Here is a 23018-nt window from a genome sequence, read left to right on the forward strand (position 1 = left end):
CGCCTTGTCCGAGCCCACGTCCAGCGTGCGGAAGGCCACGGGCCGGCCGGCCATGCGGTCGAGGATCCGGCGGTAGAGCGCGGCCTGCTCCTCGACGCTCGGCATGCGGGCGCGGACCAGAAAGGCCATTTCGGTCCGGTAGAGGCCGACCCCGACGGACTCCAGCTGGTCGATCTCGTCCAGGTCCAGCAGCAGGCCGGCGTTGGCCAGGAGCTCGACCGTCACGCCGTCGCGGCTTCGGCACGGCTGGTCAGACCGCCAGGGATCGTGCGCCGCGCGGCTCCGGTCGGCCGCCGCGTGGCTCTCGTACTGGGCCAGCACGTCCGGGCTCGGGCGGGCGATCAGCTGCCCGTTGACCGCGTCGAGAACGACGGCATCGTCCTCGCGCAGCTCGGTGAGCGCCGCGGGCGCCTGGCCCAGCGCGGGGATCTTCAGCGCGTTGGCGACGATCGCAATGTGGGAAGAAGGCGTCGCCTCGACCACAACCAGCCCGGCCAGCCCCTTGCGGCCGATCCGCAGCAGCTCGGCCGTGCCGAGGGAGCGGCAGACCAGGACCGTGTCGGGCCCGAGATCGGAGAGCGCGCGCCCCTCCCGGCCCGAGAGCGCCGTCAGGAGACGGTGGCTGAGATCGTCGAGATCGAGCAGGCGGGCCCGGATGTAGTCGTTGGCAACCGCCCTCATGCGCGCGCGCAGGTCTTCGCGCACCTGCTGCACCGCCGCCTCGGCCGAGAAGCCGCGCCCGATCGCGGCCTCGATTCGCTCGCGCCAGCCCTTGTCCTGGACCAGCATGAGGTCCGCCTCCAGCAGCTCGCGGGTCTCCCGGTCCGCCGCGTCCGGCGGCAGGTCCGCCAGGGAGTCCTCGAGCACCTGGAACGCGGCCCGCACCCGGTCCAGCTCGGGGGCGGGATCGGCGACGCGCCAGCGGCGGATCACGATGTCCTTGAGCGCGAAGACCACCTTGCCGACGCCCAGGCCGCGGCTGAGCGGGACGGCGGGAAGCCGCAGCGTGTCCCGGGCGGGCGGCGCTTCGTGCGGCGCGTCCTCGGCCGCCTGCCGCAGCATCTCGGACAGGAACTGGGCGACGGTCTCGCAGTCCTCGACCTCCTCAGGCCGGTAGCGGCGCCGCTCGCGATGCTGGATCACCAGCACGCCGAGCAGGCTGCGGGCCCGGATCAGGGGCACGCCCATGAAGGAGTGATAGATCTCCTCGCCGGTCTCGGGGCGGAACATGAAACGCGCGTCGGCCTGGGCGTCCTCGAGCGCCAGCGGCCGCCGGGTCTGCGCGATCGTGCCGACCAGGCCTTCGCCCGGCTGCATCACCGTGCGGCCGACCGCTTCCGCCCTCAGCCCCTTGGTCGCCCTGAGGAACAGCCCGTTCTGCCGTTCGTCGAGCTGGTAGAGCGAGCAGACGTCCGAGTGGAAGTGCTGGGCGACCAGCTCGACCACGGCCTGCAGGGATTCCAGGGTGTCCGCGCCGCCGACCATCAGGGTGGCGCGCAGGTCCCGGAAGAGCTCGCGGAAATCGACCGTGGTGCCCGGCGTCGTGATTCTATCTTCGATGGTCATGACCGGGACGTCCGCCGGGTTGAGGGGTTCTGGGCGCGAAACGGGAACCGCAAGAACCATACCAGGATTGCGTGGCGGTTTTCTTGCGCGAACCGCCGGTTCTTCACCCCGCCGGCGGCGCCAGATTAGCCGGTCTGCCGCACCGATGGCTAGAAATTAGGCAGCGTCAGTTATGCCTAGGAGTCCAGTGTGATTCAGCTTCCGAAGTTCAGAACGCTTGTCGTACTGAACTGCGGAACCATCACACTAGCGAAAGTCGAGCGCCGTAAGGTGGTCGGAGACGGCCCGGCGGTTGTGCAGGCCTTCCTCACGGAATGCGTGCAGCAGCTTCTGCCGGGCGGCGGCGATCTTCTCGTGGGAGCTGACTACCAGGGGCGCCTCGGGATTGAAGTAGCCGCGCTCGCCGGAGCTCTCCCAGAGCGCCAGGTAGCGCCGCTGCTCGTCGATCGCCTGATAGAGCAGGGCCTCCGCCGGCAACAGGGCGCGCGGGCTGGGCAGGCCCTTGATGCTCTCCAGGATCGCCTCGTAGTTCGAGGCCGTCCCGCCGAGCGCCCCCGCGCCCGCTTCGCCCGCCCCGCCCTGCAGCCGCAGCTGCGTCGAGACCCGCTCCGCCAGGGCCGCGTCGGTCAGCGCGAGCAGCGAGACGAGGTACTCCTTGCGGTCGCGGGACGACTGCGCCTGGGCCGGCGCGAAGGAGGTGCGACGCTGACCGACCGCCTGGTAGGCCGCCTCGACCGACATCGCGTGCCACAGGATCCGGCCGCCGCTCTTCTCCCTGTGGAGCGCCTTCTCCAGGGCGTAGTCGGTGTGCGCCGGCGCCTCGAAGACGCCGAGCAGCACGGCGGCGAGGGCCGCCGAGGTCAGAAAGCCGAGACCGGCCAGGAGAAGGAACTTCCGCATCGTCCCGAACATGATCCGCACCAGCACACAAGGCCGATATAGGGGATCATTTTGGCGCCAAAGTGTCCAATTGTGGCGAAAATCGCCGGGCGTGGGGAGATCCGCTCCGCTAAGCTTCCAGGAAATTGCCTAGCCAGCACCATCACCCTTCGACAAGCTCAGGGTGAGGGGGAAATGTATCAAGAAGATACCCTCATCCTGAGCCTGTCGAAGGATGACCGTGATCAAAGGCTCGGCGGTTCTTCAGCTTGCTGAAGCGGAACAGCTCTAGGGAAAGCCGCCTCAGGCCGGGTGGGACAGCGCCAGCTCCAGGTAGCGCACCTCGGGGTGCGGGTTGTCGTAGTAGGCCGGGATCTCGCGGAATCCCAGGGCCTCGTAGAGCGCGGCGGCGCGCCGCATCGCGGCGCCGACGGTATCGAGGCGCATGACCCGGTAACCGGCGGACCCGGCCGCCGCGACGGCGGTCTCCGTCAGGGTCCGGCCGAGCCCGAGCCCGCGGAAGCCGGGCCTCACCCAGAGCCGCTTCAGCTCGCAGGCCCCCGCCTCGAGCGGCCGCATGCCGACCACGCCGGCCGCCTCGGCGCCGGCGCGGGCGAGCCAGAGACCGCCTCCCGGCGGGGCGTAGCGGCCGGGCAGGGTCGCGAGCTCCTCGTCGAAGTCCTGGAAGCAGAGGTCGAAGTCCAGCCAGTCGGCGTATTCGAGGAAGAGCGACCGGACCGTCTCCAGGTCCCGGGCGCCCTCGGCCGCCGCAATGACCGGCGCCCCGCCTTGCGCCGCCTTCACGGCGCCGCTCCCTGGTCTTCCGGGCGCCAGCCGCTGGCCGCCGCCTCGTCGGCCGAGTAGGCCGCCGCCGTGAAGACCGGCAGCGCCTCGCAGCGCCGGCAATGCGCCGCGACCCGCGGAAAGCGCTCCGGGTCGATCAGCTGGGGCTGCTTCTCATGGCCGAAGGTCGCGGCGACCGTGAGGGCCAGGTCCGCGCGGGTCAGGCGGTCGCCGACCAGCCAGGGCGGCCCGGCGCGCGCTTCGAGCCAGCCGAGGGCGCTCTCGATCTGCCGCTCCAGGCGGGCGATCCAGGCCGCGTCGCGGCTCTCGGGCTCCTTGCGGGAAAACTCTATGCCGCGCTCGTAGAACTTCTCGGCCAGGCCGATCGCGATCGCCTCAACCCGCAGCATCTCGGCGCGCAAGGCCGGGTCTTCCGGGGTCAGGCGCCGCGCCGCCGGCACGACGCCCTCCAGGTATTCGATGATGGCCCGGCTCTCGTAGAGCCGCGCGCCGTCCTCTAGAGCAGATCGTGATTGAATGGATTCGCCCGAGGCGATCCATTCAATCGCGTGAATCTGCTCTAACTCTAGGATGTAGAGCGGATTCACATGTTTGGTCGGAACCACGAACTGGTTCCGACCAAACATGATCCGCTCTAGGATCAGGCTCGGCACCTTGCCCAGCGGATTGACCGCGAGCATGGCCTCGAAATCGCGGAACACCGAGAGGACGTTGCGCTCGTAGGGCAGGCCGTAGTGGTTCAGCGCGACCGCCACGCGGCGCACGAAGGGGGAATCGAACTGGCCGACCAGGATCAGGGGCAAGGGGCCGCCTCCGGTCAGATCTGGATCGTGCCCTGCAGGTAGGGCGCGACCTCGCCCGCCACCAGGACGCGGGCGCCCCGGTCCTCGACCGCGAGCTCGCCGCCGCGCCGGGAAAGCTGGCGCGCGCTCATCCGCGGCTTGCCTAGGCGCCGGGCCCAGTAGGGCGTCAGCATGCAGTGGGTCGAGCCGGTCACCGGATCCTCGGGGATACCGACGTGGGGCGCGAAGTAGCGCGAGACGAAGTCGCAGTCCGCGCCGGGCGCGGTGATCAGCAGGCCGTCGCCGGGCAGCGCCGCGACCTTGGCCAGGTCCGGGTCGGCGGCCCGCACCGCCGCCTCGTCGGCCAGCACGGCCATGGCCTTGTTCGCGCGCCAGAGCGACTCTGGCGCCGCGCCGAGCGCCTCGGCGACGGCGGGCTCGGGCGGGACCTCGTCGGCCGGCTGGGCCGGCAGGTCCAGGGTGAAGCGCGTGCCGTCACGGGTCACCGTCAGGGGCCCGCTGCGCGTCCGGAAGACCATGCGCGCCGTGTCGGGGGCGAGCTGGGTGGCGATGACGTAGGCGCTCGCCAGGGTCGCGTGGCCGCAGAGGTCGACCTCGGCCAGCGGCGTGAACCAGCGCAGCTCGTAGTCGCGCTCGCGCCTGACGAAGAACGCGGTCTCGGACAGGTTGTTCTCGGCCGCGATCGCCTGCATGGTCGCCTCCGGCAGCCAGTCGTCGAGCGGGCAGACGGCGGCCGGGTTGCCGGCGAAGGCGCGGCTGGTGAAGGCGTCGACCTGGAAGATCGGCAGTTCCTGGGGCATCGCGGCCTCCTGGCGAAACGGTTCAGTGCGGGTCGGCGGCGCGCGAGGGAACCGGGCGGGTGGCGAAGAGCACGCCGCCCAGGATGAGCGCGGCGGCCAGCAGGGTAGGCAGCCGCAATTCCTCGCCCAGCACCAGGATCGCCAGGAACAGGCTCACCAGTGGCTGGAAGTACTGGGTCACGCCGACCCGGCCGATCCCGCCGCGTCCCAGCGCCCAGTACCAGGCGGCGTAGGCGAGGATCGACGAACCGGCCGCCAGATAGATCAGGCAGGCCCAGACGGAAACATCGGCTTCGGGCAAACGGGCGTTGGACAGCAGGAAGGGCGCCACCGGCAGCAGGGCGAGCCCGCCGATCGCCAGGCCCCAGAAGGTCACTGACCAGGCGCCCGAGAAACGCGCCGCCCGGGCGCCGGCGACATAGCCGGCCGACGCGCCCGCCGCGCCGAGCAGGATCAGGAGGTCGCCGAGCGGGTCGGCGCCCGTCAGCGCGAGGTCGAACTGTCCGGAGACCAGGATCAGCGTGCCCACGCCCGCCACGGAAGCCCCGACGCACCAGCGCCGGCTCGGCAGGCGGCGCTCGACCGCGGCGGCCATCACGCCGGTCAGGACCGGCAGCACCGCCAGGATCAGCGCGCCGTGCGCGGTCGTGGTGCGCGCCTGTCCCAGGCTGAACAGGAGCGGGAAAAACACGAAGCCGCCCAGCGCCGCGATCACCAGCAGGCTGCGGCCCTCGCCCGTGGCCGGGAAACGCAGCCGGCACAGCAGGAGGATCGGCACGGCCAGAGCGCCGGCCAGCAGGGTCCGCAGCATGCCGACCGCGGCGGCGTCGATGCTGCCGACCGCCAGCTTGGTGACCAGGGGCGTCCCGCCCCACAGGGCCACGGTCAAGCCGGCGGCCGCGACGACCGCCGTCTCGAGACGTTCCGTCGAGGCTACCGGGACGGTCACGCTTGCCAGAAGGGTTTTGCGGCCTCGGCCAGGGCGGCCGTCCGGGTCACGCCGATATCGGCGAGCTCGTGCGGCTCGAGGCGGGCGAGGACACGCCGCTGCTGCGCCCGCTCGGCCCAGAGCAGCACGAGCGACACGACCCACGGCAGGCGGCGGCTGCGGCCGGGCAGGTTCCGCCGCGCGTCGGGGCGCAGGATCGGAAAGGCCAATTGGGGCTTGGCTGGCGCGATTGTACTCATTTCGACCTCGAAAAACGGGTTGTCACTGAATTATTGTCTCCCTATTCGCTATATGTCATAGTGACATTCTTGGTCAATTGATACATTGTCACCGTGACAAGTTGGCAACCCACTCTCGAAGGCCGAAGCGGCCCGCGCTATCAGGCCATCGCCCAGGCACTGGCCGATGACATCGCGACCGGCCGCCTGGCGGTCGGCGACCGCCTGCCGACCCACCGCGACCTCGCCTGGCGGCTCGGCGTCACGGTCGGCACCGTGACCCGCGCCTACGCCGAGGCCGAACGGCGCGGCCTGATCGCCGGCGAGGTCGGGCGGGGGACCTTCGTCCAGGCGCCCCGCAAGGAGCCGCCGGCGCCCGCGACTCGGCCGCCCCGCGACGGCAGCCTTATCGATCTATCCTACAACTTTCCGCCAGACAACCTCAACGAGCGTGCACTCGCCGACGTTCTCCTAGAGATTTGCCGCGAAGAGTCGCTCGGGCCCTACATGCGCTACGAGATGGGCCTCGGCCAACCGCGGCAGCGCGCCGCGGGCGCGCGCTGGATGGCGCACACGGGCCTCGCCGCCGACCCCTCGGAGGTCGTGCTGACGGCCGGCGGGCAGCACGGAGTCCTGCTTGCCGTGCGGGCCCTGGCGCGCCCCGGCGAGGTGATCCTGACCGGGGAGCTCAGCTATTACGGCATCAAGTCGATCGCCGCCATGCTCGACATCCGGCTGCACGGCCTCGCCATGGACGAGGAAGGGCTGCGGCCCGATGCCCTGGCCCAGGCCTGCCGGGCGACCAAGGCGCGCGCGCTCTATTGCATCCCGACCCTGCAGAACCCGACGGCGGCGGTGATGTCCGAAGGCCGGCGCCGCGAGATTGCCGCGATCTGCGCCGAGCACGCGCTGCCGGTGATCGAGGACGACGTCTACGGCTTCCTGGTCGACCGCGCGCCGCCGCCCCTGTCGACCCTGCTGCCGGACAGCGCGATCTACGTCACCGGGCTCTCGAAGTCGGTCTCGCCGGGCCTCCGGGTCGGCTTTCTGCGCGCGCCCGGCACCCTGCTCGACCGGCTGCGCCAGGGGCTGCGCGCCAGCACCCTGATGGCGCCGCCGCTCATGGCCGAGGCCGCCACCCGCCTGATCGAGAGCGGCGCGGCCTGGCGCATGGCGCTGTGGCAGCGGGACGAGGCCGAGGCGCGCCAGGCGATCGCCCGGCGCTGCCTGCCGGCGGGAACCTGGCGCAGCCATCCCCAGGCCTTCCACGGCTGGCTCGAGTTGCCCGAGCCCTGGCGCCGCGAGGTCTTCTGCGACCAGGCGCGGGCCCGGGGCGTGGGCGTGGCCAGCGCCGAGCTCTTCGCGGTCGGCCGGCAGCCCCTGCCCCATGCCGTGCGCCTCTGCCTGCAGGCGGCGCGCGACCGGGCCGAGCTAGAGACCGCGCTGGACCGGCTCGCGGCGGTTCTCGCCGGCCAGCCGGAGACGCTCCTGCCGGTGGTTTAGCAGGCCGAGAAAGAAATTCTGATCATAGCGATCAGATCTCGTTTGCATGTTCGGGGCCAAGGCCGTGCCCGTGGCAGAGGGCCTAAACTTCTCACCACAGAGACACAGAGAGCACAGAGAACCAACCAAGCAGTTGGTTGCGCGCGAAGCGCGCCAGAATCTTGTGGGTTTTTCCTCTGTGATCTCTGTGTCTCTGTGGTGAATCCTTTTTGGTGTTTTTGCCGCGGCACCATCCCGCAGCAGGGCGTGCCCGCTACCGTCAGCGATGCGACCGGTCCATGATGTCAGCCATCTATCCCTTTGCTCCCGCGAGGAGTTTAGACGCAGGCGTTTACCAGTAGAGGATCAGGTCCCCGTCCTCGACCTCGAAGCGGTCGACGCGGCCCAGGAAGCTCATGCCGAGCAGCGACATGCCCATGTCGGACTTGGCGACCGCGGCGCGCACGTCGTCGATCTCCAGCTGCTCGATCGCCACGTCCTCCAGGGTGACCGGCGCGAAGAACGCGACCCCGTTGGCCGTCTGGGCGCGCATGGAATAGTCGAGCTGGGCCGGCCGCAGCCCGATCCGCTCGGCGTCCTCGTAGGTCAGCGCGATCATGCTGGCGCCGGTGTCGACCAGGAAGTCGACGGGCACGCCTTCGACCTCGGCGGTGACGTAGTAGTGGCCGTCGCGGCGGCGCTTTAGCACCAGCTGGTTGATCAGTGAGGACTGATCCGGCTTGACCGAGGCGACGCGCGCCTGGCCGCGCGGCTCCTGCACTCCTTCGCGCCCGCCGCTGCCCGGCTTGAACGCCAGGACCAGGACGACCGCGACGAAGGTCACCAATACGAGATTGCGCGCGAGGTTGAACATTAGGACCATCCCCCGGAGAGCGGCCGGCCTCTTTTCGGCCGGCTCGTTAACCCTGTCTCGCCGCCCGCCCGCGAAGGGCCGGCGACAACCGAGTGATTGTGCCCGATAAACCTCTAAGGCTTCGCTAAGCGGCCCCGCATCCAGGCGTTGCAGGCTGTCTCCAAGGCGGCTATTTTTCCGCCGCGTCAAGGGCGGCGGGGGCCGATTCCCCGCGGGCCGGCAAGGGTGGGGCGTGGCCAAGTGGTCTAAGGCACCGGTTTTTGGTACCGGCATTCGTAGGTTCGAATCCTACCGCCCCAGCCAGTTCTCACGCTATTTTCAGAGTTGGCTTCTCCGGACCTGGCCGGACGGCGGCCCTGGCGCGCCTGGACGTTCGCGTACCCCGTCTCACTCCTCGAAGCGGGCCTTCAGCCGCGCCAGGTCGGCTTCCGTCCAGCCGTCGGGTTCCGTTACGGCGATCCAGGCATCGATGTAGTGCGCCGCGGCGAAGAGGTGGCCCCGCCCGTGGCCGATTGCGGAGGCGCCGATCATGTCGAAGGCGACCTGAAAGCCGGTGACGATGGGAAACCACTGGAAATCCGGCGAAACGTCGGGCCCGCGCTCACCGGTCAGCCAACTGGGCTCGCGATAGAACAGGTCGGTGGAGAAGAAGGTGATTGGATCGCTGGCATACTGCAGATAGACCAGGCGCACGGGGCCCCAGCGCGCGCCCGGAATATCGAGCGCGTTCTCCTGGTTCGTAAAGCGGACCAGGGACCCGTCGCCATAGCGCGGCAGCCAGTAGGGGCTGTCCGGATTGCGGCCTCGGGTGAACGCGGCCCAATCCGGATTGGTGAAGGGAGGTCCGCTCCAGACCGCGCCGTGGATCAGGTCCGCGAGCACCATGTAGAGGTTCATGGATTGCTCCGAGCCCGATGACCCGAGGCTGAGGCCTTGCAGATAGAGGCGCGGCCGGTCGTCACGGGGCAGGCCCGTCCAATGCCGGTAGACGGCGTCGAACAGCGCCCGTGCCGAGGCCTTGGAATAGCCGGGCTCGAGGAACAGCGAGACGTAGCTCATCAGATAGGAGTATTGCTGGGCGACGATCGCGGTATCGCCGCGGTGCAGGTACTCCAGCGTGTCGACGGCAGCGTTATCGACCCAGCCCGTGCCGGTCGGCGTGGCGACCACGAGCACGGCGCGGTCGAAGGCGCCGACGCGTTTCATCTCCTCGAGCGCCAGTGCCGCCCTTTCCTCCGGCGTCTCGGCGGCGCCGAGGCCCACATAGACGCGGAGGGGCCGCTTGGCCGGCGCCCCCGTGACGTCTTCGATGGCCTCGCGGCTGGGGCCGGAAGAAACGAAGTTCCGGCCCTGCCGGCCGAGATTCTTCCACGACACGAGCGACTTCGCGCTGCCGGTCGCCAGGTCCTCGGAGGGCGGCGCGATCTCGTCGTCGATCAACTGGTCCAGGGCGAGAAACATCGCGTCGAGAGATTCCACCGTGAAGCGGCCAATCGTTCCCGATACGAGCTGGGTCAAGAGGTAGGCCGCGAGCAGGACCCCGAGGAACAACGACACGCGACGCGGCATGATCCGGTCCAGCAGGCGCGAGATGCCTCCCGCCGTCCAGGCAAAGAGCCGTCCGATCTCCCTGAGCAGGAGCGCAAGGGGTACCGCCGTCAGGAGCACGACGGGCGCGTAGATCGCTTCCAGGGGCTCCAGACCCAGGAACTTGCGGAGCGAGTCCTGCCAGGCCGCGCCGTGCCACAAGAGAAAGCCGACGAAGAGGATCGTCGCGGCCGACAAGACGATGCGCGCGGCCCTGACCCACTTCCCGGCCGGGAGAGGAAACTCGAGAAAGGTCCACAGCCAGACGAGCGCCAGTCCGAGCCAGTAGCCGATCGCTGCGACGACCCCCGACAAGATGCCCTGGGTGAGCGCGTCCCGGGGGATCAAGGACGGCGCCAGGGACAAGGCGAAGAGCACCCCAGCGCCGATCAGTCCCGGCAGAGAGAAACCGGCGCCGTACGCCAGGAACCGGCGGCGGGACCACCTCAGAACCGACACGGCGCCGCGAGGCTCCACCGCCTACATCTGATCGAGCTCGGTGACGAACTTGGTGCGCTGGAAGGCGTCGAGGCCCTCTATACCGCCCTCGGAGCCGTAGCCGCTGGCGTTGACGCCGCCGAAGGGCGTCTCCGGGGTCGAGACCATGACACTGTTGACCGCCAGCAGCCCCGCGTTGATTTCGGCGGCGAGCGCCTTGGACTTGGCCGGATCGCCGGTGAAGGCGTAGGAGGCGAGGCCAAACTCGAGCTTGTTGGCCCGCTCCAGGACCTCGTCGAAGTCGCCGAAGGAGGTCATGGGGGCGACCGGGCCGAAGGGCTCCTCGTTCATGATCATGGCGTCTTCCGGCACGTTGCGCAGGACGGTCGGCGCGAAGAAGTAGCCCTGGTTGCCGATCCGCTCGCCGCCGGTCATCAGCTCGGCGCCGTGGTCGACGGCGTCCTTGATGAAGGTGTCCATGACGTCGAGCCGGCGCTTGTCGACCAGGGGACCCATCTCCACGCCCGCTTCCAGGCCGTTGCCGACTTTGAGCCCGCCCGCCTTCTCGGCGAAGCTCGCGGTGAAGCGGTCGTAGACCTTGTCCTGGACGTAGAAGCGCGTCGGTGAGATGCAAACCTGCCCGGCGTTGCGGAACTTGTGGCCGACGGTCATGGCGACTGCCTTGTCGACATCGGCGTCGTCGAACACGATCACCGGGGCGTGGCCGCCCAGCTCCATGGTGCAGCGCTTCAGCGTGTCGGCCGCCAGCTTCTGCAGGTGGATGCCGACCGGAACGCTGCCGGTGAAGGAGAGCTTGCGGATCTCCGGGCGCGCCAGGATATGGCGCGAGACCTCGTCGGGCACGCCGAAGACCACGTTGACCGTCCCCGGCGGCACCCCGGCCTCGTCGAAGCAGCGGGCAATCGCGATGCAGGTGGCCGGCGTCTCCTCGCTGGCCTTGATCACGATGGAGCAGCCGGCGCCCAGGGCGCCTGCCACCTTGCGGATCACGTTGACGCCGGGGAAGTTCCAGGCGACGAAGGCGGCGGCCGGGCCGACCGGCTCCTTGGTCACCATCTGGCGCATGCCGGGAATGCGCGGCGGCACCAGGCGGCCGTAGGCGCGCTTGCCCTCCTCCGCGTACCAGCGCGTCACGTCGATCACGAAACCGAGCTCCATCCGGGCCTCGGCCAGCGGCTTGCCCATCTCCTTGGTCAGGTTCTCGGCGATGGCCTCGAGGCGCTCCTCCATCAGGCGCGCCGCCTTTTCCATGATCTTCTGGCGCTCCAGCGCGCTCATCCTGCGCCAGGCCCGGAAGCCCTCGACGCTGGCCTCGACCGCCCGGTCGAGGTCGGCGGGGCTGGCGTGGGGCAGCTGGCCGAGCACCTCCAGCGTCGCCGGGTTGATCACCGCCTCGGTCTTGCCCGAGGTGCCCGCCGTCCATTCACCGCCGATGAAAAGCTCGAGTTTCTCGTATGCCATGGTCCTGCCTCTGTCCTTGCTGCGCGGATGCCCGCTTCGGGCGCCAATTCGCCTTGATATAGAGAACCTCCCCCCGGGATGGAAAGCCCCTCTTGGCGTAACGGCGCGACGCGACGGAGCGGGCCCCTACCCATCCCGCTTCCATCTGGAGCCGTGCCAAACCCGCCGCGCCGTGGCACGCTATTGGTCGCGAATCGAGGGAGTCGCCATGTACACGCTCTACTGGGCGCCGCGGACGGCGGCCTTCGCGCCGCAGGCGATCCTGGAGGAAGCGGGCGCGGCCTACGAGACCGTGGCCGTTGACCTGGACCGGGGCGAGCAGGACGGCGCCGCCTACCGGGCGCTCAACCCGGGCGCGACCGTGCCGACCCTGGTGACCGAGGACGGCCTGGTGGTGACCGAGTCGGCGGCGATCCTGCTCTGGCTCGCCGAGCGGCACCCGGAAACCGCCCTGCTGCCCGAGCCGGGCGGCGCCGCGCGCGCAACCCTCCTGCGCTGGCTGTTCTACCTCACCAACACGGTCCAGGCCTCCTACCGGCGCTACTACTACCCGGAACGCTTCTCGACCGAGCCCGCCGACGCGCCGCGCATCAAGGCCAAGGCCAAGGCCGACCTGCTGACCCGCTGGAAGGCGGTCGAGGCGCAGCTCGCCGAGAGCGGCCCTTTTCTCCTTGGCGCCCAGATCAGCGCTGCCGATATCTATCTTCTGATGCTGGCCCGTTGGTTCGATCCCAAGGACGAGCTGCCGGCGGCCTGTCCCGCGGTCGGGCGCTGCGCGGATCTGGTTGCCGAACGGCCGGCGGTGCGCCGCGCCCTCGAGGCCGGCGGCTACCTTTAACGAAACTCTAGGGGAGCGGAGCACGACCATGGCTGATCACCGCGCGGTGCTCGACTTCTGGTTCGCCGAGGGCATGAAGGACCGCTGGTTCAAGAAGGACGAGGCCTTCGACAGCGAGGTCGAGGAGAAGCTCGGGGCGCTCTACGAGCAGGCCGCCGCCGGGGCGCTGGACCACTGGCAGAACGACTTCGAGGGCTGCCTCGCGCTGATCGTCCTGCTCGACCAGGTGCCGCGCAATCTTTTCCGCGGCCAGGCCAAGGCCTTCGCGACCGACGAGAAGGCGCTCGGCCTGACCTACCGCATGCTCGAGCGCGGCTGGGACCGGGGCCTGCCCCAGCTGCAGCGGGTCTTCGTCTACATGCCGCTGGAGCACTGCGAGACCCTGGAGGGCCAGGAGCTCTGCCTCGAGCTCATGGGCGAGCTGAAAGACGCCGAGGAGTGGTTGAAGTACGTCAAGATGCACCACGACATCATCGCCCGCTTCGGCCGCTTCCCCCACCGCAACGAGGCCCTCGGCCGCGAGACCACGGAAGAGGAAGCCGAGTTCCTCAAGGGGCCCAATTCGTCGTTCTAGGCGGCCGCTGAAAGGGTGCCTAGCCGGCACCATCACCCTTCGACGAGCTCAGGGTGAGGGCGATATGTTTCCAGCACTAACCCTCATCCGCGCGAAGCGCCGGGCTGCGCCCCTTGTCGAAGGATGACGGTGATCAAGGGCTCAAGAGTTTCTTAGCAGCAGTCCCGCTCACCCGCCGAAGGGCGCGGGCTCGTTCGGGTTCGTGGCGAGCCAGACCGACTTGGTCTGCATGAAGCAGCGCAGGCCCTCGAAGCCGTTCTCGCGGCCGTAGCCCGACTGCTTGAAGCCGCCGACCGGGGACTGGGTCGCGGCGTTGAAGTAGTTGTTGATGTAGACCGTGCCGGCCTCGATCCGGTCGGCCAGGCGGATCGCCCGGGCCGTGTCCCGGGTCCAGATGCCGGCGGCCAGGCCGAAGATCGAATCGTTCGCCATCGCGACCGCCTCCGCCTCGTCGTCGAAGGGGATGACGGCGACCACCGGGCCGAAGATCTCGTGCTGGGCGAGACGCATGTCGTTGGTGACCTCGGCGAAGATCGTCGGGCCGAGATAGTAGCCCTTGTCCGGCCCCTTGCCGCGGCCGTCGAGCAGCAGGCGGGCGCCGGTCTGCTCCGCTTTGGCGATCTCTTCCAGCACGCCCTCGTAGTGCGGCTGGTTGGCCAGCGGGCCGATCTGGGTCGCCGGGTCGCCGGGGTCGCCGATCCGCGCCTTTTCCACGGCCGCGACCAGGCGCTCGCTGAAGGCCTCGACCAGGTTGCGGTGGACCAGGGCCCGCGACCCGGCGACGCAGCTCTGGCCGCTGACCGGGAAGATGCCGCCGGCCACGCCGTTGACCGCGAGCTCGAGGTCCGCGTCCTCGAGCACGATCTGGGGCGACTTGCCGCCCAGCTCCATGACCACGGGCTTGACCTGCCGGGCCGCCGCCGCGGCGACCGCGCGGCCGCCCGGCACGCCGCCGGTGAAGCTGACCATGCGGACCTTGGCGTGGTCGACCAGGGGCTCGCCGGTGGTCGGCCCGTAGCCGGTCACCACGTTGACCAGGCCCGGCGGCAGGTCGGCCTCCTCCAGAACCGCCATCAGCTCCAGCGTCGAGGCCGAGGCGTGCTCCGAGGGCTTGATCACGACCGTGTTGCCGGCGGCCAGCGCCGGCGCCAGCTTCCAGATCAGGACGCCGAGCGGCGAGTTCCACGCGGTGATCAGCGCCGCGACCCCGAAGGGCTCCCAGCGCAGGTAGTTCAGCATGTCGGGGGCGTCGGCCGGGATCAGCGCGCCCTCGAACTTGTCGATCATGCCGGCGTAGTAGGGAAAGCTCTCGTAGAGCCAGGTCGTCAGCGCCGGCGTGATGTGCGCCGGCAGCTTGCCGTTGTCCCGGGTCTCGACCGCGCCCAGGCGCTCTGCATTGGCGGCGATGACGTCGCCGATGCGGCGGACCAGCCGGGCCCGGTCGCGCAGGCTCATGCGCGGCCAGGGCCCGTTATGGAAACAGCCATGCGCTGCCCGGACCGCGCGGTCCACGTCCTCGGCGCCGCAGTCGGGCAGCCGCGCCCAGGCCTCGCCCAGCGCCGGGTTCTCGCTCTCTATCCAGCGGCCGGAGGCGGGCTCGTGCCAGGCGCCGCCGGCGTAGTAGCGGTAGGTCTTCATCGCCTCCCCGTTCAGCTAGCCAGACGCCCGGGCCGCGATGGCCGGGCCGGCGCGCGGCTCGATCTCCGCGTCATAGACCCGATAGACCGCCCCGACATGGAGGGCGGTGTTGTAGCCGTCGAGCCACTGCAAGCGATGGGTCATGGCCGGCCGTCCGGTTCGGTCGCAAGCCGGGGCCGGGGCACCAGCTGCTCATAGCCCTTCTGCTCGTGAAACCGTTCCTGCAAATGCCAGCCATAGGTGCCGGTCACGCTATCGGACGCGGCCGAACTCTCCCTGATCGGCGCGAGCTGGGCGCCCAGGCCCGGCTCGAGGAAGAAGCCGATCGATTGGCGGGGCGTGCCGCTGTCGACGACCCGGTGCGGCGTGGCGGGAACCCGCCCCTCGGTCATGATCTCCAGCACCGTGCCCAAATGCACCGAGAGGCAGTTCGCGATCGCCGGCACGTCGCGCCAAGTGCCGTCCGGCGCCTGCGCCTGCAGGCCCGGCTCGCGCTGCCATAGGATGGAAACCCCGGCCGCGTCGGTGTGCCGCCCGGTCGAGAGCGGCGGATCGTCGTCCTCGGCGAAGCGTGCGTCGGGCATCTCGTTGACGATGCGGCTGCCGCTCGGCCGAACGGGATAGTTGAGCAGGCGCAGGGTCGAGTTGCCCTCGCGAAAGCGCGCCTCGAGCTCCCGATCGGAAAAACCCGCGAAGCGGCCCGCCGACAGCATGACGGCCGTCGCCACGCCGTGCAGATGGTCATAGAAATCGCGCATCGCCTGCTGCCATCCGGGGCAGGGCTCCGGGTCCGGCCAAACATTCTCTTCGGAAAATACCGCCATGCCCTCGATCGCCGGGCCGCCGAATGGCTTCTCCGGCCCGATGTCGAAGATCTCGTTGTAGGCCCAGTCATCCGGCCCGAGCGACGCCGCGTAGCCGCGGTATACCGTCTTGCCCTCGGGAACGGTCGCCTTCGAGGCGACGGCGTGTTTGCCTGCCTCTGAGAGGTCGAAGAAGGACAGCATGGTCAGCGCGCGCTCGTCGACCTTATCCGCGTCGGGATAGTTCGAGATCACGAAGCCGCCGTGCTCCATGACGGCGCGGCCGATGCAGGCGTCCGTCGCCTGCCGTTCGGCCGGGCCGCCGGAAAACAGAGCCGCGATGTCGATGGTGACGAGATCGGCCATGGCGTTCCCTCAGCGTTTGAAGACTTGGCGCAGGCTGCGCAGAGGAGCCTGGTCCAGGCGCAGCGCGTCCCGGCCCAGCGAGCTGTCGGCGGCGGGATAGAGCTGCCGCACCAGGGGGTCGTGGCCCGGGATCACATGGTCCTCGCTGTCGGCCAGGCGCTCCATGGCCTCGTAGCTCTCCATCAGGGCCGGCTTGGACCAGCAGATCGAGAAGGGCACCCGCTTGAACCAGTGCTCGTAGTAGTGCGAGGCGTCGGACGCGAGCAGCACCACGCCGCGCCTGGTCGGCACCCGGAGTGCCTGCATGCCCATGGTGTGCCCGGGCAGGGCGTGGAGCGTCAGGCCCGGCGCGATCTCGCCGTCGCCGTCGTAGAAGGCGACGCGCTGCTCGAACAGGGTCTGGACCAGCTCGGCGATGTGGTCGGCGGTGTAGGCGTGGCGCTCGGCCTCGTCCAGCATCCAGGGGCCGGTGACGAAACGGGTCTCCGCCTCCTGCACGTGGAAGCGGGCCCGTGGGAAATCGCCCAGGCAGCCGGCGTGGTCGTAGTGCAGGTGGGTGATCACCACGTCCTCGACCTGGGCGGCGTCGACCCCCACGGCGGCCAAAGCCTCCCGAGGCGGGCGCAGCAGCGTGCGGTTCCGGCGCTTGTTTTCCGCGTGGCCGAAGCCGGTGTCGACCACGATGGTGCGCTTCTCGTTGCGCACCACCCAGACGAAGTAGTCGATCGGCATGGCCGTGTCGTGGTCGTCGACCGGCTCCAGGAAATTCTCCTGGCGCCTGCGGTCGTGCATCGCGTAGCGCAGCGCCAGAACTTCGTAGGTTTCGTCTGCGGTCATGCTTGCTGCCTCAGCGCTTTATTCGAGCCTCTGTCCCGGCAGCTTCGTCTCGATCCACCGAGCCAGTTCGGTATGGTCCGCCCCCTCGCCGAGGGCCTCCAGCGCCTCGGCCCAGGCGGAGACCGTAGCGGCGCTCAGGAGGGTCGGCGTTCCCAGGTCCCTGGCGAGCGCGAGCGCGGTCCCGATGTCCTTGACCATCAGGTCCATGGCGAAGCCGGCGTCGAAGCGCCCGGACAGGATGTATTGCTTGATCTTGTTTTCCGTCGAGTTGTTTCGGCCGGTCGAGAGGTTCAGCGTGTCGACCACGGTCTCGGGCTCCAGGCCGAACTGCCGGCCCGCCGCCAGCACCTCGAGCGCGATCAGGAAGCCGCCGGCCGAGCAGAGGTTGTTGAGCGCCTTCATGGCCTGTCCGGAACCGAGCCGGCCGAGGTGGAGAATGTTCTCGCCCATGGCGGCGAGCACCGGCCGCGCCTCCTCGAGGTCTTCCGCGGCGCCGCCGCACATGATCGTCAGGCTGCCCTGGCGCGCCTTGGGCACGCCGCCCGAGACCGGCGCGTCGAGCATGCGGCAGTCGAGCGCCTTCAGTTCCTCGCCCAGTTGCGCCGTGCCGCGCGGGTCCGAGGACGACATGTCGATCAGCAGGGCGTTGAACCACAGGCCTTGGTGCAGCCCGGCCTCGCCGAGCACGGCCTCCCTGACCACCTCGCCGTTCGGCAGGCAGGTGATGACGATGTCCGCAGCCGCGGCGAGAGAAGGCAGATCGTCGGCGGCCGCGGCCGTGTGATCGGCGAGGAAGGCCGCCGTCGCCGCTTCGGAGATGTCGAAGACGTTGAGCGGAAACCCCGCTTCGGCGAGCCGCGCCGCCAAGGCGCCGCCCATCTTCCCGAGGCCGACGAAACCGAGCGCGGGCTTCTGATCCGTCATGGATTCCCTCAGTCCCCGTCTTGACGACACCGGTCGATCGATACCAGGCGAGCATAGCCCGGGTCCGACAAGGGAGCAAAAGGCTCGGGCGCTAGACCTGACAATACATGCCATATCTCATTGCATCGTCTTGCTTATTGAGGCGACACTGTTCGTGTGGGGAGACATCACAGTCAGAAAGGGAGCGAAAATGCTCGACCGTTCAGACGGTGCGCATGCCCGTGCGCTTGGCGCGTTCTTCGTAATCACACTGGCGCTGGCGGCGTCTCTGCCAGGATTGGCGGAAGCCGCGGGTCCGGGGGCGAGCACCCTGCCCTACGCGGAATCCCCCGATGAGCACTTCCATCCGCTGGGCAAGCCGCCGTCCGAACACACCCTAAAGGTGATCCGCGAGGCCCGCGAGACATTGCCCTTCGCCGACAAGCGGGACTTCGAGGAGGCGAAGAAGGGCTTCATCGCCCCGCTCAAGTCCAAGATCATCAAGAGCGACGCCGGGCCCACCGCCTGGGATATCCAGCGCTACCAGTTCCTGGCCGAAGGCCGAGACTTCGACAGCATCCATCCCTCGCTGCAGCGGCAGTCAGAGCTTAACCAGATCACCGGCCTCTACGAGGTGATCCCGGGGATCTACCAGGTCCGCGGCCTCGATCTGGCGAACATCACCTTCGTGCGCGGAGAGACCGGCTGGATCGTGTTCGACCCCCTGACGGCGCGCGAGACGGCGCGGGCCGGTCTGGAACTGATCAACGCCGAGATCGAGAACCTGCCGGTCTCCGCGGTCATCATTTCGCACTCCCACGCCGATCACTTCGGCGGCGTACGCGGCGTGGTCGATCGGGATCGCCTCGCCGCCGGCAAGACCGAGATCATCGTCCCGCGGGACTTCATGCTGCACACGGTCTCGGAGAACATCTACGCCGGCAACGCCATGAACCGGCGCCTGTTCTTCCAGTACGGCGTGCTGCTGCCGGCCAGCCCCTTCGGCCACGCCGGGCAGGGCCTCGCCCAGAACGTCGCGGCCGGCACGATCGGGTTGCTCCCGCCGACCCGCGTCGTCGAGGAGCCGATCGAGGAGTTCGAGGTCGATGGCATCAAGATGATCTTCCAGAACACGCCGGACACAGAGGCGCCGTCCGAGATGAACACCTACCTGCCGGACCGGAAGGCCCTGTGGATGGCGGAGAACGTGACCAGCACGATCCACAACATCTACACCTTGCGCGGCGCCCTGGTGCGCGACGCCCTGGTCTGGTCCAAGTACATCAGCCGCGCGCTCTTCCTGTTCGGCCAAGAGGCCGAGGTCATGTTCGCCTCGCACCACTGGCCGCGCTGGGGCAACGAGCGGGTCCAGGAGGTGCTGAAGGACCAGCGCGACCAGTACGCGCACCTGAACAATCAGGTGCTGCACTACGCCAACCAGGGCGTGACCATCAACCAGATCCACAACGTCTACGAGCCGCCGAAGAGCCTGCAGGACGGCTGGACGACCCGCTTCTATCACGGGTCGGCCGAGCACAACAGCCGCGCCGTGATCCAGCGTCTGCTCGGATTCTGGGACGCCAATCCGGCCACGCTGATGCCCTTGTCCCCAGAGGACTCGGCGCCGCTCTATGTCGAGATGATGGGTGGCGCCGAGAAGATCATGGCGCGCGGCCGTGAACTCCACGACGAGGGCAAGTATCTCCTCGCCCAGGAGATCCTGAACAAGCTGGCCTGGGCCGAGCCCGACAACCAGGACGCCAAGAACCTCCTGGCCGACGTCTTCGAGCAGATCGGCTACCAGCAGGAGAACCCGGGGCTGCGCAACAGCTTCCTGGCCGGGGCCTTCGAGCTGAGGTCGGGCATTCCGGCCGGGGCCTCGCCCAAGACCTCCGGTCCGGACATGATCGGCGCCATGTCGACGGAGCTCTTCCTCGACTTCATCGCCATCCGCATGGACGGCAAGAAGGCGGCCGGCCTCGACCTCGAGATCAACCTGATCACGCCGGACAACGGCGAGAAGTTCGCGATCGCGGTGAGCAACGAGACCATGACCAACGTCGAGGGCTTCCTGCACGAGAAGCCGGATCTCGCGCTTACAATCAATCGCTCCGACCTCGAAGACATCATGATCGGCAAGAAGACCTTCATCGCGTCGATCGAGGACGGCACGGCGAAGGCCGAGGGCGACGTGGAAGCGATCAACCAGATCGCCTCGACGCTCACGACCTTCGAGATCGGCTTCGAGGTCTTCCCGGGAACCGCGCGCACCAAGGTCGCCCGCGACCTCAACCCCTACGAGGTGCCCGACGAAGTCATCATCATCCATGAGGAGTAAACGCGCATTTTCGTGCCGCGCCTAAGACGAGCGATGAGCAGGAACAGGCCGTTCAAGCCGCTCGCTAGCCCGTCCCTGCTCGCCGCCCTGGCGGCCTGGATCGGTCTCTGCGCCGCGGCGACCGGTACCCGCGCCGGCGGGTTGTGGATGTTCGAGGATGCCGGCCCGACGGTCGGCACGGCGAGCGCCGGCCGGGCGGCGATTGCCGAGGACGCGACCACGGCCCGGGGCAACCCCGCAGGCATGACGCGCCTGACCGGCAACAACTTCGTGGTCGGCGCGCAGCCGATCGTCTACACCGCCAAGTTCGACCGCGACGAGCCCGGCACCTTCGGCGGCGGCAACGGCGGCGAGGCGGGCGGCGTCTATCCGAGTCTCGGTCTCTACTATGTCCGGGAGCTTACCGAAAACTGGAGCGTCGGCTTGGCGGTCGGCTCAGCGCTCGGCCTCGGCGTGGACTACGACGACGACTGGGCCGGGCGCTACTATGTCCAGGAGTCCGAGTTCGCGACAGTCGGCGCCCTGCCCACCGTCGCCTTCCAGGTCACAGACTGGCTTTCCATCGGCGGCGGCGTCGGTTTGAACTACGGGACCCTTGACCAGAGAGCCGCGATCAACAACAGCCTGACCGACCCCGGCTTCGCGGACGGCCGTATCAAGCTCGACGCGGACAGCTGGGCGCCCTTCGGCAATGCCGGATTCCTGCTCGAGCCGGAACCCGGGACCCGCATCGGCGTCACCTACACCAGCAAGGTCGAGCACGAGTTCGACGATTCCTTGAGCATCAACGGCCTGGGGCCCAACCTGGCCGCCGCCCTGGGACCCGCCGCGAACGCGAGGGCGGATCTCGACGTCAACCTGCCCCAGCAGGTCATGTTCAGCGCCTATCATGAAGTCACCCCGGACCTGGCCCTGATGGGCAACGTGGCCTGGCAGGACTGGAGCGATTTCGGCGAGACCAACGTCACGATCTCCTCGGTCACGACCAGAGACGTGACGCTCGACCGGAACTTCATCGACACCTGGCACTTCGCCGTCGGCGCCAAGTATCAGGCTACGCCGCAATGGAAGCTCTCCACCGGTGTCGCCTTCGACACCTCGCCGGTGAGGAACGAGGACCGCACCCCCGACGCGCCCCTGGACCGGCAGATCCGCCTCTCCGGCGGCGTGGAGTACGGGCTGTCCGATACCATGGACCTGGGCCTAGCCTACACCTACCTGAACGGCGGCGACGCGGATATCCGCCAGTCCGGGGCCCTCAGAGGCGACCTGGTCGGCAATTACGAGCGCAACGACATCCATTTCATCGCCGCCTACTTCAATCTGCGCTGGTAGCGGAGCCAGCTCGCATGATCCGCGGGCAAGGCCGGCCCCACCCGACGGGCTTGCGGAGAAAAGTCAAGCGTTCTAGGCTCTTGCCATGCACTGCTTGGCCAGAGCCTTGATCTTGGGGAGCCTGCTCGCCCTGGCCGCCTGCGCCGCGCCGCCGACGCCCTACCAGCCTGCCGTGAGCGAGGCGAGCTACGGCTACAGCAGCGCGCCGATCGACCCGACCACCTGGCGAATCAGCTTCAAGGGAAACGCCGCCACCGACCGGACGCGGGTCGAGGACTACGTGCTCTACCGCTCCGCCGAGCTGGCGCTGGAGCAGGGTGCCCAGGGTTTCGTGGTGCTGATGGACGACATCGAGAAGGACGTCGCCTTCTATGGCACCGGCTACCCCTACAGCGGTTACGGCTATGTCTTCTACCGCGGCTTCAGCAACGGCCGCCGCAACGGCTACCGGTCGCGCGGCTTCTACGACGGCGGGCCCAGCCACGCGGTCAACCGCTATACCGGCCTGATCACCATCCGGCTCTATCGTAGGGAGGCCCCGGAGGGCATTGGGCCGGCTTTCGACGCCCGCGAGCTGGTCAGCACCCTGGGGCCGCGGATCACCCGCCCAGAGGATCTGGGCTAGGGTGGATCTGCATTAGCAAGCTGCTGAAGAAGTGTGTCGCCTGCACCGTCACCCTTCGACAGGCTCAGGGTGAGGGCGATATGTTTCAGGCACTTACCCTCATCCGCGCGAAGCGCCGGGCTGCGCCCCTTGTCGAAGGATGACGGGTGATCAAGGGCTCCAGGCTTTCTCGGCAGCCTGCAAAAACGAACGCAGACCCGGGCCGAAACGGCCCCCCGTCAGGGTAAGCGAGAACTTCGAGAATGCGTGAAGGAGGTCCCGCGCGGCGCCCATGTCGGCGCCGCGCCCGGAGACTTGGGACCCGCCGTCAGCTGGCGGCCTGCGCCGCCTTCAGGTCGGTGACCTTGGAGTCGTCGTCGCTTTCCTTGGCCGCGGGGCTCTCGAGGCGCGCGAGGCGGCCCTCGATCGTCGCGCCGGCCTCGACTTCCAGGCTCTCGTGGTAGATGTCGCCCTTCACCTTGGCATTGCGCGTCAGAGAAACCTTCTTGGCGCGAACCTCGCCGTCGAAGGACCCCGAAATGCGGACAGTCTCGGCCTCGACGGAGCTGATGACCGGCGCGTCGCCCAAGGTCAGGGTCCGGCACTTGATCGACCCCTCGACCGTGCCGTGCACAGTGATGTCGCCCGAGCTCTCGATGTCGCCGGTGATCTTGAGATCGGTGCCGATGATCGAATGCTGGGGACGCTTGTTGGTCGAAGTGCTGGCGGCCGGCTGCCCGCCCTGTGACGTCTCGCCTGTGCGGTTGCTCTGGAACATGGGCTGTCTCCTATATCGCAGAAGTTCTGTCTGCCAAGTTTGGTCCCGGCTGGTTAAGCCTCGGGAAAAAGGGCGCCGAAGCCGCGAGGTAAACACACAATTGACACCGGAGTCCCGCCCGC

22 protein-coding genes and 1 tRNA gene are annotated in these 23018 nt (G+C 68.7%); 7 read left to right on the forward strand and 16 right to left on the reverse strand.

Features of this window, described 5'->3' with window-relative positions; translation table 11 throughout:
* The 7 genes from QNJ67_10335 to QNJ67_10365 form a co-directional block, all read right to left on the reverse strand.
* The coding region (locus QNJ67_10335) for a phosphoenolpyruvate-utilizing N-terminal domain-containing protein (protein ID MDJ0609363.1) at positions 1 to 1566 on the reverse strand (1566 nt) is incomplete at its 3' end.
* Positions 1567 to 1812: 246 nt separating this feature from the next.
* The gene (locus tag QNJ67_10340) at positions 1813 to 2478 is read right to left on the reverse strand and encodes a hypothetical protein (protein MDJ0609364.1); all 666 of its coding nucleotides are present in this window, start codon (positions 2476 to 2478) and stop codon (positions 1813 to 1815) included.
* A 270-nt stretch (positions 2479 to 2748) separates the two neighbouring features.
* Complete coding sequence (locus QNJ67_10345) at positions 2749 to 3249, reverse strand: GNAT family N-acetyltransferase (protein ID MDJ0609365.1); 501 nt, start codon at positions 3247 to 3249, stop codon at positions 2749 to 2751.
* Complete coding sequence (locus QNJ67_10350; GenBank protein MDJ0609366.1) at positions 3246 to 4052, reverse strand: glutathione S-transferase family protein; 807 nt, start codon at positions 4050 to 4052, stop codon at positions 3246 to 3248. The genes QNJ67_10345 and QNJ67_10350 overlap by 4 nt, the downstream gene beginning before the upstream one ends.
* Positions 4053 to 4066: 14 nt before the next feature.
* Positions 4067 to 4852: a PhzF family phenazine biosynthesis protein gene (locus QNJ67_10355; GenBank protein MDJ0609367.1), complete on the reverse strand. Its 786-nt coding sequence runs from the start codon at positions 4850 to 4852 to the stop codon at positions 4067 to 4069.
* Positions 4853 to 4874: 22 nt separating this feature from the next.
* Positions 4875 to 5801 carry a DMT family transporter gene (locus QNJ67_10360; protein MDJ0609368.1) on the reverse strand — a complete coding sequence of 309 codons (927 nt, stop codon included), beginning with the start codon at positions 5799 to 5801 and terminating at the stop codon, positions 4875 to 4877.
* Positions 5798 to 6040, reverse strand: coding sequence for a DUF1127 domain-containing protein (locus QNJ67_10365; GenBank protein MDJ0609369.1), 243 nt, complete (start codon positions 6038 to 6040; stop codon positions 5798 to 5800). Before QNJ67_10365 ends, QNJ67_10360 begins: the two co-directional genes overlap by 4 nt.
* Before the next feature lie 93 nt (positions 6041 to 6133).
* Between QNJ67_10365 and QNJ67_10370 the strand changes: the two genes are divergently transcribed.
* Positions 6134 to 7522, forward strand: coding sequence for a PLP-dependent aminotransferase family protein (locus tag QNJ67_10370; protein MDJ0609370.1), 1389 nt, complete (start codon positions 6134 to 6136; stop codon positions 7520 to 7522).
* Positions 7523 to 7853: 331 nt separating this feature from the next.
* On the opposite strand, the gene QNJ67_10375 is transcribed toward QNJ67_10370, so the two are convergent.
* A complete protein-coding gene (locus tag QNJ67_10375) occupies positions 7854 to 8375 on the reverse strand; it encodes a TIGR02281 family clan AA aspartic protease (protein MDJ0609371.1) in 522 nt (173 codons plus the stop codon).
* Between the two features lie 226 nt (positions 8376 to 8601).
* Between QNJ67_10375 and QNJ67_10380 the strand changes: the two genes are divergently transcribed.
* Positions 8602 to 8678, forward strand: a tRNA-Gln gene (locus QNJ67_10380).
* Between the two features lie 84 nt (positions 8679 to 8762).
* Here the strand turns inward: QNJ67_10380 and QNJ67_10385 are convergent.
* The gene (locus QNJ67_10385; protein ID MDJ0609372.1) at positions 8763 to 10421 is read right to left on the reverse strand and encodes an alpha/beta-hydrolase family protein; all 1659 of its coding nucleotides are present in this window, start codon (positions 10419 to 10421) and stop codon (positions 8763 to 8765) included.
* Between the two features lie 21 nt (positions 10422 to 10442).
* The gene (locus QNJ67_10390) at positions 10443 to 11882 is read right to left on the reverse strand and encodes an NAD-dependent succinate-semialdehyde dehydrogenase (protein ID MDJ0609373.1); all 1440 of its coding nucleotides are present in this window, start codon (positions 11880 to 11882) and stop codon (positions 10443 to 10445) included.
* A gap of 208 nt (positions 11883 to 12090) precedes the next feature.
* On the opposite strand from QNJ67_10390, the gene QNJ67_10395 reads away from it, so the two are divergent.
* Positions 12091 to 12720 (forward strand): glutathione S-transferase family protein, encoded by a 630-nt coding sequence (locus QNJ67_10395; protein ID MDJ0609374.1) that lies wholly within the window; start codon positions 12091 to 12093, stop codon positions 12718 to 12720.
* A 28-nt stretch (positions 12721 to 12748) separates the two neighbouring features.
* Positions 12749 to 13294, forward strand: coding sequence for a DUF924 family protein (locus tag QNJ67_10400; protein MDJ0609375.1), 546 nt, complete (start codon positions 12749 to 12751; stop codon positions 13292 to 13294).
* Between the two features lie 168 nt (positions 13295 to 13462).
* Here QNJ67_10400 and QNJ67_10405 read toward each other — a convergent pair whose 3' ends face one another.
* From QNJ67_10405 to QNJ67_10425, 5 genes are read right to left on the reverse strand one after another with little or no spacing between them, the layout of a single operon-like run.
* On the reverse strand, positions 13463 to 14932 hold the full coding sequence (locus tag QNJ67_10405; GenBank protein MDJ0609376.1) for an aldehyde dehydrogenase: 1470 nt from the start codon (positions 14930 to 14932) through the stop codon (positions 13463 to 13465).
* A 15-nt stretch (positions 14933 to 14947) separates the two neighbouring features.
* Positions 14948 to 15076 carry a hypothetical protein gene (locus QNJ67_10410; GenBank protein ID MDJ0609377.1) on the reverse strand — a complete coding sequence of 43 codons (129 nt, stop codon included), beginning with the start codon at positions 15074 to 15076 and terminating at the stop codon, positions 14948 to 14950.
* Positions 15073 to 16101 (reverse strand): 2OG-Fe(II) oxygenase family protein, encoded by a 1029-nt coding sequence (locus QNJ67_10415; GenBank protein MDJ0609378.1) that lies wholly within the window; start codon positions 16099 to 16101, stop codon positions 15073 to 15075. Before QNJ67_10415 ends, QNJ67_10410 begins: the two co-directional genes overlap by 4 nt.
* A gap of 9 nt (positions 16102 to 16110) precedes the next feature.
* Positions 16111 to 16938: an N-acyl homoserine lactonase family protein gene (locus QNJ67_10420; protein MDJ0609379.1), complete on the reverse strand. Its 828-nt coding sequence runs from the start codon at positions 16936 to 16938 to the stop codon at positions 16111 to 16113.
* Between the two features lie 18 nt (positions 16939 to 16956).
* Positions 16957 to 17862 carry an NAD(P)-dependent oxidoreductase gene (locus tag QNJ67_10425; protein ID MDJ0609380.1) on the reverse strand — a complete coding sequence of 302 codons (906 nt, stop codon included), beginning with the start codon at positions 17860 to 17862 and terminating at the stop codon, positions 16957 to 16959.
* Between the two features lie 190 nt (positions 17863 to 18052).
* Between QNJ67_10425 and QNJ67_10430 the strand changes: the two genes are divergently transcribed.
* The 3 genes from QNJ67_10430 to QNJ67_10440 all read left to right on the forward strand — a co-directional run bounded on the left by QNJ67_10430 (position 18053) and on the right by QNJ67_10440 (position 22139).
* Entirely contained in the window at positions 18053 to 20179 is a 2127-nt protein-coding gene (locus tag QNJ67_10430; GenBank protein MDJ0609381.1) for an alkyl sulfatase dimerization domain-containing protein, read from the forward strand.
* A gap of 33 nt (positions 20180 to 20212) precedes the next feature.
* On the forward strand, positions 20213 to 21514 hold the full coding sequence (locus QNJ67_10435) for an outer membrane protein transport protein (protein MDJ0609382.1): 1302 nt from the start codon (positions 20213 to 20215) through the stop codon (positions 21512 to 21514).
* Between the two features lie 106 nt (positions 21515 to 21620).
* Positions 21621 to 22139 (forward strand): hypothetical protein, encoded by a 519-nt coding sequence (locus QNJ67_10440; protein MDJ0609383.1) that lies wholly within the window; start codon positions 21621 to 21623, stop codon positions 22137 to 22139.
* Positions 22140 to 22446: 307 nt separating this feature from the next.
* On the opposite strand, the gene QNJ67_10445 is transcribed toward QNJ67_10440, so the two are convergent.
* Positions 22447 to 22896, reverse strand: a complete 450-nt coding sequence (locus QNJ67_10445; protein ID MDJ0609384.1) for a polymer-forming cytoskeletal protein — start codon at positions 22894 to 22896, stop codon at positions 22447 to 22449.
* Positions 22897 to 23018: the final 122 nt, after the last annotated feature.

The sequence above is a fragment of the Kiloniellales bacterium genome, assembly GCA_030064845.1.
GTDB lineage: Bacteria > Pseudomonadota > Alphaproteobacteria > Kiloniellales > JAKSDN01 > JASJEC01.